At 59.0% G+C, this 12,284-nt stretch carries 11 protein-coding genes and 2 pseudogenes; 7 read left to right on the top strand and 6 right to left on the bottom strand.

The window, feature by feature from the left end; all coding sequences use genetic code 11:
• Window positions 1-17: 17 nt before the first annotated feature.
• The 6 genes and pseudogenes from kdsB to tnpC form a co-directional block, all read left to right on the top strand.
• Window positions 18-833, top strand: coding sequence for a 3-deoxy-manno-octulosonate cytidylyltransferase (kdsB, locus tag ACSQ3Z_RS32470; RefSeq protein WP_436175289.1), 816 nt, complete (start codon window positions 18-20; stop codon window positions 831-833).
• A 46-nt stretch (window positions 834-879) separates the two neighbouring features.
• A complete protein-coding gene (locus ACSQ3Z_RS32465) occupies window positions 880-1,515 on the top strand; it encodes a histidine phosphatase family protein (protein ID WP_436175288.1) in 636 nt (211 codons plus the stop codon).
• Between the two features lie 210 nt (window positions 1,516-1,725).
• Entirely contained in the window at window positions 1,726-2,172 is a 447-nt protein-coding gene (gene tnpA / locus ACSQ3Z_RS32460) for an IS66-like element accessory protein TnpA (RefSeq protein ID WP_436175287.1), read from the top strand.
• Entirely contained in the window at window positions 2,169-2,525 is a 357-nt protein-coding gene (gene tnpB, locus ACSQ3Z_RS32455; RefSeq protein ID WP_436175286.1) for an IS66 family insertion sequence element accessory protein TnpB, read from the top strand. Before tnpA ends, tnpB begins: the two co-directional genes overlap by 4 nt.
• Before the next feature lie 69 nt (window positions 2,526-2,594).
• Window positions 2,595-2,945 (top strand): transposase domain-containing protein, encoded by a 351-nt coding sequence (locus ACSQ3Z_RS32450; protein WP_436175285.1) that lies wholly within the window; start codon window positions 2,595-2,597, stop codon window positions 2,943-2,945.
• Window positions 2,854-4,128 (top strand): annotated as a pseudogene (tnpC, locus tag ACSQ3Z_RS32445) (IS66 family transposase); the annotation flags it as partial. The gene ACSQ3Z_RS32450 and the pseudogene tnpC, both read left to right, overlap by 92 nt.
• A gap of 771 nt (window positions 4,129-4,899) precedes the next feature.
• Here the strand turns inward: tnpC and ACSQ3Z_RS32440 are convergent.
• The 3 genes from ACSQ3Z_RS32440 to ACSQ3Z_RS32430 all read right to left on the bottom strand — a co-directional run bounded on the left by ACSQ3Z_RS32440 (window position 4,900) and on the right by ACSQ3Z_RS32430 (window position 8,008).
• Window positions 4,900-5,904 carry a zinc-dependent alcohol dehydrogenase gene (locus tag ACSQ3Z_RS32440; protein ID WP_436175284.1) on the bottom strand — a complete coding sequence of 335 codons (1,005 nt, stop codon included), beginning with the start codon at window positions 5,902-5,904 and terminating at the stop codon, window positions 4,900-4,902.
• A complete protein-coding gene (locus tag ACSQ3Z_RS32435) occupies window positions 5,898-7,235 on the bottom strand; it encodes an aspartate aminotransferase family protein (protein ID WP_436175283.1) in 1,338 nt (445 codons plus the stop codon). Before ACSQ3Z_RS32435 ends, ACSQ3Z_RS32440 begins: the two co-directional genes overlap by 7 nt.
• Before the next feature lie 92 nt (window positions 7,236-7,327).
• Window positions 7,328-8,008, bottom strand: a complete 681-nt coding sequence (locus ACSQ3Z_RS32430; RefSeq protein WP_436175282.1) for a methyltransferase — start codon at window positions 8,006-8,008, stop codon at window positions 7,328-7,330.
• 539 nt (window positions 8,009-8,547) lie between these two features.
• On the opposite strand from ACSQ3Z_RS32430, the pseudogene ACSQ3Z_RS32425 reads away from it, so the two are divergent.
• Window positions 8,548-9,037 (top strand): annotated as a pseudogene (locus ACSQ3Z_RS32425) (transposase); the annotation flags it as partial.
• Between the two features lie 317 nt (window positions 9,038-9,354).
• Here the strand turns inward: ACSQ3Z_RS32425 and gfa are convergent.
• From gfa to ACSQ3Z_RS32410, 3 genes are all read right to left on the bottom strand, one after another.
• Window positions 9,355-9,924 (bottom strand): S-(hydroxymethyl)glutathione synthase, encoded by a 570-nt coding sequence (gene gfa / locus ACSQ3Z_RS32420; protein WP_436175281.1) that lies wholly within the window; start codon window positions 9,922-9,924, stop codon window positions 9,355-9,357.
• 118 nt (window positions 9,925-10,042) lie between these two features.
• Window positions 10,043-11,170, bottom strand: coding sequence for an S-(hydroxymethyl)glutathione dehydrogenase/class III alcohol dehydrogenase (locus ACSQ3Z_RS32415; protein ID WP_436175280.1), 1,128 nt, complete (start codon window positions 11,168-11,170; stop codon window positions 10,043-10,045).
• Window positions 11,171-11,366: 196 nt separating this feature from the next.
• Window positions 11,367-12,158: an IclR family transcriptional regulator gene (locus ACSQ3Z_RS32410; protein ID WP_436175279.1), complete on the bottom strand. Its 792-nt coding sequence runs from the start codon at window positions 12,156-12,158 to the stop codon at window positions 11,367-11,369.
• Window positions 12,159-12,284: the final 126 nt, after the last annotated feature.

Below are 12,284 nucleotides of genomic sequence, written 5' to 3'. Positions count from 1 at the left end.
GCTGAAAGTGAGGAAACATGCCGAGAGCTTCGAGCCCGGTCGCTATCATCATTCCGTCTCGCTACGGCTCGAGCCGGTTCCTCGGAAAGCCGCTGGCAATGATCACTGGTAGGACCATGATCAATCGTATCTGGTCACTGGCTTGTGCTGTACCTGGGGTCGACCACGTCTGCGTCGCTACTGACGATGAGCGCATCGCCGATCACGTTCGCAGTTTTGGTGGTGAGGTGGTGATGACCCCCAAGGAATGCGTAAACGGCACCGAGCGGGTACTAAGAGCAGCTGAGATGCTGGTCACAACGCCTTCCATCGTGGTGAATCTTCAGGGTGACGCCGTTCTCACGCCGCCATGGACCATTACAACTCTGATCGATGAGATGCATCGCGACCCGACGGTGGGAATCGCTACCGCTGCGGTGCAGATGGACAAGCGCAGTTATGAAGCTCTGCGCGCGTCCAAGCGGCATGGCGAGGTCGGAGGTACAACAGTCACTTTCGACCGGCGCGGTAATGCCCTCTATTTCTCGAAATCCATTATCCCGTTCGTCCGCGATGACAAACAAGGTGAAGGTACGGACCTCTCACCCGTCTTTCGCCATATCGGCCTCTACGCATACGCCTATGAAAGTCTGTGCCGGTACATCAGTCTCGAACCCGGTCCTCTGGAGCGCCTTGAGAGTCTCGAGCAATTGCGCGCACTCGAGCATGGAATTCCTGTCCGGGTAGTGGAGGTCGATTATGGTGGTCGGACACATTGGGCTGTCGACAGTCCAGACGATCTGAAACGGGTCGAAACACTCATTGGCGAAGAAGGTGACCTTGTTGGAGCCTGAGTCCGCCAAATTGCCGGTATCATCTGCAACATACGTGGGCACCTCCATGAAGCTTATCCTCGGCCGTCATGGCAACACGTTTGAGCGCAACGAAGAGGTCCTATGGGTAGGCCGCAGAACCGATCTGCCGCTGACAGCAGAGGGTTCTCGCCAGGCTGAGCATCTGGGTGCCGTTCTGTGCCAATCGGGCATTCTCCTCAGTGGGCTTTATTGCGGACCGTTGCAACGCACGCGCCAGCATGCTGCAATGGTCGCGCAACGGATTGGTTGTGCACCCGGATTGATTGTCGATTCGCGCTTGGCCGAGATCGACTATGGTGCGTGGGAGGGTATGAGCAGTCAGGAGATCGTAGCTCAATTTGGGAGGGAGGAGTTGGAGGCGTGGGAACGCAGTAGCACGTGGCCCCGCTCTCCTGGCTGGAGCCCTTCTGAGGCTGCGTTGACGGATGGCGTTAAGACCTTTGTGAGGCAACTCTCCCAGACGCAAGGGGAGGACAGTGTGGTGCTCGCCGTAACCAGCAACGGCGTGCTAAGTTGCTTCTCGCGTCTTGCCAAGGGGCATATGGGGAGGCGTGGTGGCAAGGTCGCGACAGGTCATATTTGCATTCTCGACGCACGACGCGACAATTGGCTGGTGCACGCTTGGAACGTTGCACCAGATCCCGCCTGTCTGCTCAGCTAGACGTTCCCACCGGATCTGGTGATTGACGTGTTTCGGAAACCTGGCTGGCTCGAACACAGAGCGCCCGGTGTCAATGGCCGCCGCCCCGGCGGATCAGGCCAAGGCTAAGAAGGACCGAGAGCAGCGGCTGCCGTGTAAGCGATGTTCCGACGGCACCTTTCGGGGATCGGCGTGAAGGACGATGTTCGGAGCCTTTGAGGGCTTCGACATATGACGATTTCAGAGCTTACGCTTAAGTCGAACGATTTGGAGCCGGTGCGCCGGTTCGAGGTGTTCACGGGCTCCGGCCGGCGACGCGAATGGCCTCCAGAGGAGAAGGCGCGGATCGTTGCGGAGAGCTACGAGGCTGGCGAGACGGTTTGTGCTGTAGCTCGCCGATATGCGCTTTCCCCGCAGCAACTGTTTGCCTGGCGCCGAGCTGCGCGTCAGCCCTCGACGGAGGCGACGGCATCAGAATCCCTGTTCGTTCCTGCGGTGGTTGCACCGTCCTTGCCGGAACCGGTGGCGCAGCGCCCAGGACGACCACGGAAGCAGAAGGCGGTCCGCGACGCCGGCGTGATCGAGCTTGAGATCGACGGTGTCGCCATGCGCGTTGGCCGTGGCGCCGATACCAAGACGGTGGCTGCTGTAATCCGCGCGCTTAAGGCAACGACGTGATCGGGCCGACGGGTGCGGTCAAGGTAATGGTGGCGACAAAGCCAGTCGACTTCCGCAAGGGGGCGGAGGGGCTGGCGGCGCTGGTGCGCGAGACGATGGGTGCCGATCCGTTCAGCGGGGCGGTCTACGTCTTTCGGGCGAAGCGAACGGACCGGATCAAGCTGATCTTCTGGGACGGCACCGGCGTCTGCCTCTTTGCCAAGCGTCTGGAGGACGGCGAGTTCCGCTGGCCGAAAGTGCATGACGGCATGATGCGGCTGACGGCCGCGCAACTGTCGGCGCTATTGGAAGGGCTGGACTGGCGGCGGGTCCACGAGGCGCGCCGGACCCGCGTTCCCGTTCAGGCGGGCTGACCCGCGACGAAGTGAATCAGCCTGGATTCCGCTGTCGCGGGCTGTCGGCGAATATGGTCTGATCCGGTCATGGCGATGACGGCTGACCAGCTTCCCGACGATCCGGACGCGCTGAAGGCGATGGTCCTGGCGCGCGACGTCGAGAACGCCCGTCTGATCCAGATCATCAAGGAATTGCAGCGTCACCGCTTCGGCCGACGTGCCGAGACGCTTCCCGAGGATCAGTTGCTGCTGGGGCTCGAAGAGGCCGAACAGCTCGAGGCCGCCGGCGACGAAGAGCAGGCACAGACCGCTCTTGGCGAACGTCAGGGCGCGTGTCGCCAAGCGCCGGGCGAACCGCGGCGCGTTGCCACCCCATCTGCCGCGCACGGAGATGGTCGTCGACATCGAGGACCATGCCTGCCCGTGCTGCCGCAATAGCCTGCACCGGATCGGTGAGGATGTGAGCGAGCGGCTCGATATCGTTCCGGCGCAGCTGCGTGTGATCGTGGTGCGCCGGCCCAAATATGCCTGCCGCGCCTGTGAGGATGTGGTCGTTCAGGCTCCCGCGCCGGCCCGGCTGATCGAGGGTGGTCTTCCGACCGAGGCGACGGTCGCCCAGGTGCTGGTCTCCAAATACGCCGATCACTTGCCGCTCTATCGTCAGGCGCAGATCTACGCCCGGCAAGGCATCAATCTTGATCGCTCCACGCTCGCCGACTGGGTCGGCCGCGCCGCCTGGCACCTGCGTCCGGTGCATGAGCGACTGCTTGGCAAGCTGAAGACTTCGCCAAAACTCTTCGCCGACGAGACGACCGCGCCGGTGCTCGATCCGGGCCGCGGCAAGACGAAGACAGGCCAACTCTGGGCCTATGCCCGCGATGACCGACCATGGGAGGGGAGCGACCCGCCGGGCGTCGCTTATGTCTATGCGCCGGATCGAAAGGCCGAGCGTCCGATCGCTCACCTCGCAGGCTTCACCGGAATCTTGCAGGTCGACGGCTATGGCGGCTATCGCGTGCTGGCCGACAAGAGCGCCGTAACGCTCGCCTTCTGCTGGGCACATGTGCGCCGACGCTTTTATGAACTGGCAGCAGCCGGTCCCGCGCCGATTGCCAGCGAGGCGCTGAGACGGATCGCCGAACTCTACAAGATCGAGGATGACATCCGTGGCCGATCGGCCGACGAACGCCTTGCTGCACGTCAGGAGAAGAGTACTCCAATCGTCGCTGCACTCGACCCATGGCTGCGCGAGAAGCTCGGCCTGATTAGCCAGAAGACCAAGCTCGCAGAGGCGATCCGCTACACGCTCTCACGCTGGCAAGGGCTCTCGCGCTTCCTCGAAGACGGCCGCATCGAGATCGACAGCAACGTGGTCGAGCGCTCAATCCGTCCGATCGCCCTCAATCGCAAGAACGCGCTCTTCGCTGGCTCGGACGCCGGTGCCGAACACTGGGCCGTCATCGCCTCGCTGATCGAAACCTGCAAACTCAATAGCGTCGAGCCACTCGGCTATCTCGCCGACGTACTCACCAGGATCGTCAACGGCCATCCCAACAGCCAGATCGACGACCTGCTGCCGTGGGCCTACATCCGGGCGCCCGAGCTAAAGGCCGTGGCCTGAGAACAGCGGATACGCTGCCGTTTGCGGCGCAGGTCGTCGGTTCTAGCTTCGCGGCCGGTACCAGATTGCGCAGCGCGGAGCTGCGGTACCCACACGCGGTGCGGCTGTATGGAGCGGGAGCTCACGGAACTCTTGCATTTCGCAAAGGAGCTGTCGCGCCCGCGTTTGCGGGTTTATGAAGAGCGCTAGGGCTGCCGTGGCGGTGTGAGGCGTGCGCCGGCTCCCAATGTTAGGCTCGCGACACGGCCCTGCTTGGTCATGAGCCGAGGCTGATTGCACCTCGGTATGTCAACTTGTCAGACGTTCAGGTAGTAATGGATCAGGTGAGCATATCTTCAGTGGTGGGCGACGCCGCAAAAATGTAAAGAAGCGCGGACTCACTCTGCAAAGCCGCGCAATTCTGGAGTTAGCCACCGGCTTTGCTGCGCACTTGCAGGCTCGTTGAGGACGAGAACGCAATTGCCTAATCTGGGTCCGCGAATCCTGCGATCTGTCGGACTGGATCCACGAGCTGACGGTCCGAATCGATGCCGCTTTCTGAACGTTCCGATCGGCGGAGCGAACTCTCGATCACCAATGCGGGCCATGGAACCAACGACGGGCGGCATGGTTTGCAAGGACTGTCTGTCTCGTCTCCCCTCGATAGGCAACGATCTTCTTCCGATGTTCATGCCTTGTGAGCGCAGCGTCCCTAACCCGCCGATTTCATTGCAGACCATTATATTCTGCATCAGCAGCTCCGGTCAAACTATGTTCGCAATACGAACTACTTCACTCCATTGTGATAATCTTCTTGTTGGCTGGAAGGGTCCCATATTCCGAGAACACCTTGTCAATATCGCTGAGGGAGTGGAAGCTAAGCAGGTAATCGTGGTCCTGGCCCCAGCTCTCTTCCATCAATGCAGCTGCTTTCGGGAAGGACTCGCCATTTCCATTCAGATGGACGAAGTAGACATTGGGCTGTTTCCAAGGCAACCGCTCGGGGATGGCGGGTTCATCGGCATGATACCTACTCACTACAATAAGCCTGCCGAGCTTTGCTAACCGAGCACACCCCAAGGCAAAGCCGCTCGAACTGCCAGTCGCTTCAAAAACTACGCTGAACACCCGGTCATCCGTGTCCTCCAATATTCTGACCCGGGTTGGATAAAGGGCTTGCAGAGCGGCCATCTTGTGAGGCTCTTTGTCGTAGATCCATATTTCCCCTTCCTGGGTCTCAAGGAGAGTGAATATCAGAAGCGTTCCAATTCCGCCCGCCCCAAGTACAAGTGATCCCTCGTCACTTATAGCACATTTCGCGATCTCTGTTGCATTAATCGCCACCGACAAAGGCTCGACCAGAGCCCCCATATGAGGAGCCCTATATTTCGGAAGCGTAAGAGCGTACGTGTCCTTGATATCAACAAACCTTGCATAGCCGCGGTTGGAATACCAGTTAACAGCGCCGTTGACGCACAGATGACCAGCACCACTTCGACAATAGTGACAATCACCACAGCGGAAGTTGGGGTCAATTGCCACGAAGTCACCAACCCTACAGAGTGTGACTCCATCGCCGACGGCTACGATAGTGCCGCAGTGCTCGTGGCCAAGACTGATCGGGTATCCTTCATCGCGGTGACCTAAATAGAACGACCTATCCGTCCCGCAGACACCACAAAACTCGATCTTAATTCGTATGAAATCTCGAGGAAGATCCTGGCCCAGCGCGTCGCACGTGAGGATCAGGCGGCCGGGAGAAATAAGGCGGGCAACACTGTTGGAACTTGTCAGCATAGCGCATCTCCCTTTCGTGGCGACAGGCTGCGAAGGGCATCCTGCGCAGCATCGATGGTAACTTCTATGTCGTTGGCGGAGTGCGCTGCGGAGACGTACCACAGCCCTTCAGGCGTGATCCGGACTCCTCTGTTCTGCAATGCTAGGTGCCATCTGCGCTGAAGTTCAAAATCCAGACCCTCACCAGCCGAGCGAAAGTTGGTAACCGGCGTCGCCGCGCCTCTGAAGGCTGTGGTGACTGCCCCAGGGCTCGCTCGAACCACAAAAGGCAACTGAGTTTCCCTAGCCAGCTCTCTAAGGCCTCGTTCAAGCAGCGCTGCATGATGATGTACTCGTTTGAGCCTCGCGCCGGACTTCTCGGCCAAGAGCGTTAGATGCGTCAGCGCTCCTACGACGGCCGGCGGGTAAGCATTATAGGTCCCAGTATGCACGGTATTGGTTTCAGCGAGCAGGCGCATAAGTTCCTTACGACCAGCAAAGGCAGCGAGACAAACACTTCCGCCCAGCGCCTTGGCAAACGCACTCAGATCCGCGGCTACACCAAAGTGCTCTGCGGCCCCACCCAAAGAGGTGCGAAAGCCAGTTTGAACTTCATCGAAAATCAAAAGCATGCCATTCGAGTCACATTGTTCTCGCAGAAGTCGAAGAAAACTATTAAGCGGCTGGATATTGCTCCAGAAGCCGTTAAACATGATTGGCTCGGTAATGACGGCGGCAACTTGCCCTCGGTTAGTTGTTACGGCATGTGTGAATGCGTCTGGATCGTTCCACTCGACAGGAACTATATTCACTGCATCGGAAGAGGGTTGGCCGAGAGACATTGGCATGGGCAAAGAGCGCCCCCCGGGGCTGGGTTTCACGCCTGAAAATCCCCACGCGATCCCATCATACCAGCCGTGATAATGCCCTACGAATCTGATTATCTTCTCGCGACCAGTAGCTGATCGAGCAAGCCTAATACACGCGTGTACCGCCTCTGAGCCAGAATTGCAGAATCGGACCATTTCTGCATTGCGCACCAGGGAACAAATCAGCTCGGCAAGCGCTATCTCCGCCTCAGTTTGGCCGGCATAAAACTCTCCCCTTTTTAATTGTTGGTGGATCGCCTCAATGACTTCAAGTTCGCCGTGGCCAAGTATAAGTGGTCCTCGGCCCAAAACGTAGTCGATGTATTGGTTACCGTCGACATCCCATACGCGAGCGCCATCAGCTCGGTCGTAGTAAAGGGGGAATGGAGTCCAATTCGCTCGATTTCCACTTGACACCCCTCCTGGGATGACGACACGAGCTCTTGCAAGGAGAGCCTTAGACAGAGCGTAGGAATTGCTCATTCTTCCTCCAAAAAGGGTTTTCTTTGGATAAAACTCTCAAAGTCTGCTCCCGTCCGCCAACCTTGTGGAGGTGACGTCGGCGGTCGAGCGGTTCATGTATTTCGGCCATTTTTTTGAATCGAGAACAGCCTGTAATGAGCGCCCACGTCCGGGTAAGTGCCGGTTCCGAGAAGCACAGAATTGAGATCGTTTGCTGCCACGATGCCTGAGAGAAGATCGTCGCGTCCGTCGCTGGCGAACCCGAGAAGGATGCGACCTGAGTGGGTGAGGTATTCGGGGCCTTCCGAAAGAAATCGGTTCAGCAATTTATAGCCGGGGTTGATGGCCCCCTGTTCGATGGCATGTGTATATTCGTAGTCGTCTGGCGCAAAGACTGACGGACAATTCCAAAATATGTAGTCAAACTTTCGATGGGGCGGAATATTACTGAAAACGTCGCTTTGGAAGACTTCCACATTGTCAATGCCATTTCTTGCGGCGTTTTCCATCGTATTGACGACCGCCTTAGGATCGATATCACAAGCCACCAAGGAGGCCGCGCCGAGTTGGATGAGGTGGAGTCCGGGAAGACCGAAGCCGCAGCCGATTTCCAGTATGTGCTTCCCCGTTACGCACGGGAAGTTCTTTGTGTACCAGCGCCAACTATGGAAGTCTCGCGGAGAAAAGACACCTTCGTGCACGGTCAATTGCATTCCAAACGCCTCGATGTGCAGCGGGAAAGTATGCTGTTGACTGAGTTTAAGGTTCATCTTTACCTGGCGAAGATCTGCCATATTATCATCCTCAACTAAGAGCGAGCGAGACACGATATCGTCGTGCAATTGATCGCGTGGCTCGGTTGCTGAGCATTTATTCTGCTAATGCCGATGTGGATACCACAGAGACATTCGCAAAAAAATAATATATTATATAATATTTTTGAGCTTGGATTTCTGTGATTGTGGACTGATGTGGATCTGCCCTTTGAATCAGCGATGGCGCGTTGCTGCTTCGTGGACGGGTAGCGCGGGCTTGTGTCGGTCGGGCCGATGCGCAGGCCGAGCGGCCGACGCGACAGCGCCGGTCCGTGCAGCGTGTCAACCCAAGTCACCAACAGCCCGGTTGCCAATGCGGTTCTGAAACGAAGGCGGACAAACTGCACCATCTTGGGCAGCTCTTGTCCCTATCATTCTTAGAGTTCCAACCTGTCCGCTGGCGAGCAGCGGCATGAGAATGCACTGATGGCACTCCAACACTGGTTCGGGCGAACAGCGTTTGCATTGAGGCAGATTTGCTGAGCGGTGGCGCCAGAAGTCAGAAGCTCTCTATCCAATTATCGGCCAAGGCCCTGGCCGAGTTCGACGCCGAGACCTGGCGCACCATCGCCTGGTGTGAAGGAACCAACACCGAGCTCAATTCCCGCTTCGCCGCCGTGCACTTGCGGCCGGGTTCCAGGGGCCATAATCGGCCCGAGGCTCACGCCGAATGTGGCTCCTGATCGAGTGGCCTGAAGGCGAGATCGACCCGGGCAAGTATTGGCTCTCCACCTTGCCGGCCAACGCTTACGGTCGCCCATCTGGTCGACACCGCCCAGCTGCGTTGGCGGATCGAGCGAGACTATCGGGAGCTTAAGCAGGAGCTGGGACTGGGCCACTACGAAGGCCGAGGGTGGCGGGGCTTCCACCACCACGCCAGGCTCTGCATCGCCGCCTATGGCTTCCTCTCTGAGGGAGACTATTTCCCCCTTGGGTCCAGCTCTCGCCCAAGGCCGCCAAACACCTGGTCTTCCCGACCGTTGTCGACCCCGCAGATCCTCCGATCCGACCAGAGCGGCACGCCCCGACCCCGCTTCCGACCTTCAGGCGACGCCTGACTGTGGCCCTGGCCGACCGTCTGCAACCATGTCCGTGCTGCACACGGGCAATGGACAGTTCCGCGTCATTTATGACGCAGTGAGATTAGTTTAGGCGTTTAGGCCGAGTCAGCCAGTTGGGCGCTATTTTGAGACGTATACGACCCGATCACGACAACATGGCGGGCATGCATCGGCGTCGACGTAAATGGCGGGTGCGGGTATCATATCTCCAGAACGAGCAGGGGCCGGAACATGCCCGGCCCCGCAATCCCAGTTCAACATATCTCAGGCTGGCAGAGCCCCGGACTTCTTGGCGGTCCAGGTTGCGATGAAGTCCATCAGGCCGGGGTTGAGGCAGTCATAGGGCTCGAGCCCGATCGACTTCAACTGCGCGCGAATACCGTCCATGCGCTTGGGGTCGACACCGGATTCGATGATCGACGAGACGAAAGCGGTGAAGCCCGGCGGTGACCAGCCGTCTTCCTCGAAACGCTCGGGATGGATGAAGGACAGGCCCTTGAACGGATGATCGCGTTCGACCGGGCCGTGCATGTGGACGCCGCAGCCGGTGCAGGCATGGCGCTGAATCAGCGCGCTCGGGTCGACCACTTTCAGCTTGTCGCCATTCTCGACGACGGTGACGTCGCCAGTGCCGGCCACGGCCACGACCGAGAAGATCGCGCCGTCAGGCTTCCAGCATTTGGTGCAGCCGCAGGCGTGGTTGTGCGCGATCTGGCCCTTGATCTTCACCTTCACCGGGTTGCTGGTGCAGGCGCAGACCAGCGTGCCGCCGGCAAAGCTTGCGCTTTCCCTGGGCAGGCCATTGTCGATTTTCGGATGCAGTTTTTCCGGCATTTTATTCCTCCCTTGTTGAACCCTGTGCAACTTCAGTCGCTGGCATTCGGTCGGCGGCTTCCTTCTCCTGCTTGGAGCGCGATCGGACGCAAAACCGGGCGCCACTTTTGCTAGCGCTCTAGTAAACCACGACGCTCCTGATCGACTTGCCCTCATGCATGAGGTCAAAGCCCTTGTTGATGTCTTCGAGCTTCAGCGTGTGGGTGATCATCGGATCGATCTGGATCTTGCCGTCCATGTACCAGTCGACGATCTTCGGCACGTCGGTGCGGCCGCGTGCGCCGCCGAAGGCGGTGCCCATCCAGCTGCGGCCTGTGACCAGCTGGAACGGCCGGGTCGAAATCTCCTGGCCGGCGCCCGCGACGCCGATGACGACCGATTTGCCCCAGCCGCGATGCGAGGCTTCCAGCGCCTGGCGCATCACCTTGGTGTTGCCGGTGCAGTCGAACGTGTAATCGGCGCCGCCGATCTGGTCGGCGCCGCGCTTGGTCATGTTGACGAGGTGAGGGACGATGTCGCCGTCGATCTCCTTCGGATTGACGAAATGCGTCATGCCGAATTTCTCGCCCCAGGGCTTCTTGTCGTTGTTCAGGTCGACGCCGATGATCATGTCGGCGCCGGCAAGTTTCAGCCCCTGGATGACATTCAAGCCGATGCCGCCGAGGCCGAAGACGACGGCGGTCGCGCCTTGCTCGACCTTGGCGGTGTTGATGACAGCGCCGATGCCGGTGGTGACACCGCAGCCGATGTAGCAGATCTTGTCGAAGGGGGCGTCGGGATTGACTTTTGCGACGGCGATCTCGGGCAGCACGGTGAAGTTGGAGAAGGTCGAGCAGCCCATGTAATGAAAAAGCTTGTCCTTGCCGATCGAGAAGCGCGAGGAGCCGTCCGGCATCAGGCCTTGTCCTTGCGTGGCGCGAATGGCGGTGCACAGATTGGTCTTGCGCGACAGGCAGGACGGGCACTGGCGGCATTCGGGCGTATAGAGCGGGATGACGTGGTCGCCCTTCTTGACCGAGGTGACGCCCTTGCCGACATCGACGACGACGCCGGCGCCCTCATGGCCGAGGATGGCCGGAAACAGGCCTTCGGGATCGGCGCCCGACAGCGTGAATTCGTCGGTGTGGCAGATGCCGGTCGCCTTGATCTCGACCAGCACGTCGCCATCGCGCGGGCCGTCGAGGTGAACTGTCATGACTTCCAGCGGCTTTCCGGCCTGAATGGCGACAGCTGCCCGTGCATCCATAATTTCTGCTTTCCTGCTTGGCCTCAAGCCTCTGGCGGCATGTCAACGGACTTAGCCTTCCCCGTGGTAATTTTGCGCAAAACGCAGCAGTCGCCACATCGTTGAGCGCGAGCATCTCTGAGGCTAGCCGGCCGAGGGCTATGTAGCGGGCACGGGGCGGAGCCTACACGCATAGCACCCCAATTCGGGACAGTATCTATGCCGATTGCTTCGCGTTTTGGTATCGTTCCCTTAGCGGCCAGAGCTCTCCGAGTTTGCCAGCTGTAGCTACTACTGACGACGAGATTTCCTTGTGTCGGTCCGGAGTTAACCGCGAGCTGGGGCCTGCGACGCTAACCGTGCCGACCGTTTGGCCACCGCTCAATGTAATCGGGGCAGCAATCGCAACGACTCCAGGCTCAGCTTCCTCGATGGAAATTGCCCAACCTCTTTTCTTGGTCAGCTCCAGTTCTCCCATAAACTCTTCTACTGAAGTGATAGCGCGTTTCTCCGCGTTGGGGCCGCCGTCATTGACGGCTATCCGAATTGCGTCTGTCGGATTTAGCTTCGACAAATAAGCCTTGCCGTTGGCTGTGGTCGCCAAGCGAACTCTCGCAACCAATTCCGGCTGATATTTAAGTCCGTTTCGAGCGCCCTGGACCTGCGCAATCCACGTCAGCGTTTCACCCTGCACTACCGCCATACGAACAAGCTCGGCGCTTTCGCTAGCCAACTCCTCCAACACTGGCTGGCAGACGTCAGTTAGGTGCGTAGCGCTCAGGAAGCGTTGTCCCAGGATGGCCAATCTGAGAGACAGCTTGTAAAAACCGGTGACCGGCTCCTGCTCAACCCAGCCTATCTCGCACAAAGTGGTGAGCATCCGGTGGGCGGCACTTTTTTGCAAATCGAGCTTTTCGGCAATTTCGCCGAGCCGAATTGTCGATGCCTCGTTAGCCAGCAGCTCAACGACAGCAAAACATCGCTCGACAAGAGAGTTGACAACCCGCACCTGAGACTCCTAGATGGCGTTCTAGTAAGAACAGCATTCTATCTATTGGCGATGCGCCGGTCAAGCCGTTCCTGACTTGTCCTTGACGCCTCCTCGGGTCGCGCCGCACCCATACAATGGCGTCTC

It is taken from the genome of Mesorhizobium sp. LjNodule214, from assembly GCF_964252735.1.
Classification (GTDB): Bacteria; Pseudomonadota; Alphaproteobacteria; order Rhizobiales; family Rhizobiaceae; genus Mesorhizobium.
The sequence above is the reverse complement of the archived record's forward strand: the minus strand, read 5'-3'. Positions and strand labels throughout refer to the sequence as shown.

What these genes read in the sequence shown, in the direction of transcription:
- kdsB (WP_436175289.1), top strand. Translation starts at nt 18, where the DNA reads ATGCCGAGAGCTTCGAGCCCGGTCGCTATCATCATTCCGTCTCGCTAC.
- ACSQ3Z_RS32465 (WP_436175288.1), top strand. Translation starts at nt 880, where the DNA reads ATGAAGCTTATCCTCGGCCGTCATGGCAACACGTTTGAGCGCAACGAA.
- tnpA (WP_436175287.1), top strand. Translation starts at nt 1,726, where the DNA reads ATGACGATTTCAGAGCTTACGCTTAAGTCGAACGATTTGGAGCCGGTG.
- ACSQ3Z_RS32450 (WP_436175285.1), top strand. Translation starts at nt 2,595, where the DNA reads ATGGCGATGACGGCTGACCAGCTTCCCGACGATCCGGACGCGCTGAAG.
- ACSQ3Z_RS32440 (WP_436175284.1), bottom strand. Translation starts at nt 5,904, where the DNA reads ATGCTGACAAGTTCCAACAGTGTTGCCCGCCTTATTTCTCCCGGCCGC.
- ACSQ3Z_RS32435 (WP_436175283.1), bottom strand. Translation starts at nt 7,235, where the DNA reads ATGAGCAATTCCTACGCTCTGTCTAAGGCTCTCCTTGCAAGAGCTCGT.
- ACSQ3Z_RS32430 (WP_436175282.1), bottom strand. Translation starts at nt 8,008, where the DNA reads ATGGCAGATCTTCGCCAGGTAAAGATGAACCTTAAACTCAGTCAACAG.
- gfa (WP_436175281.1), bottom strand. Translation starts at nt 9,924, where the DNA reads ATGCCGGAAAAACTGCATCCGAAAATCGACAATGGCCTGCCCAGGGAA.
- ACSQ3Z_RS32415 (WP_436175280.1), bottom strand. Translation starts at nt 11,170, where the DNA reads ATGGATGCACGGGCAGCTGTCGCCATTCAGGCCGGAAAGCCGCTGGAA.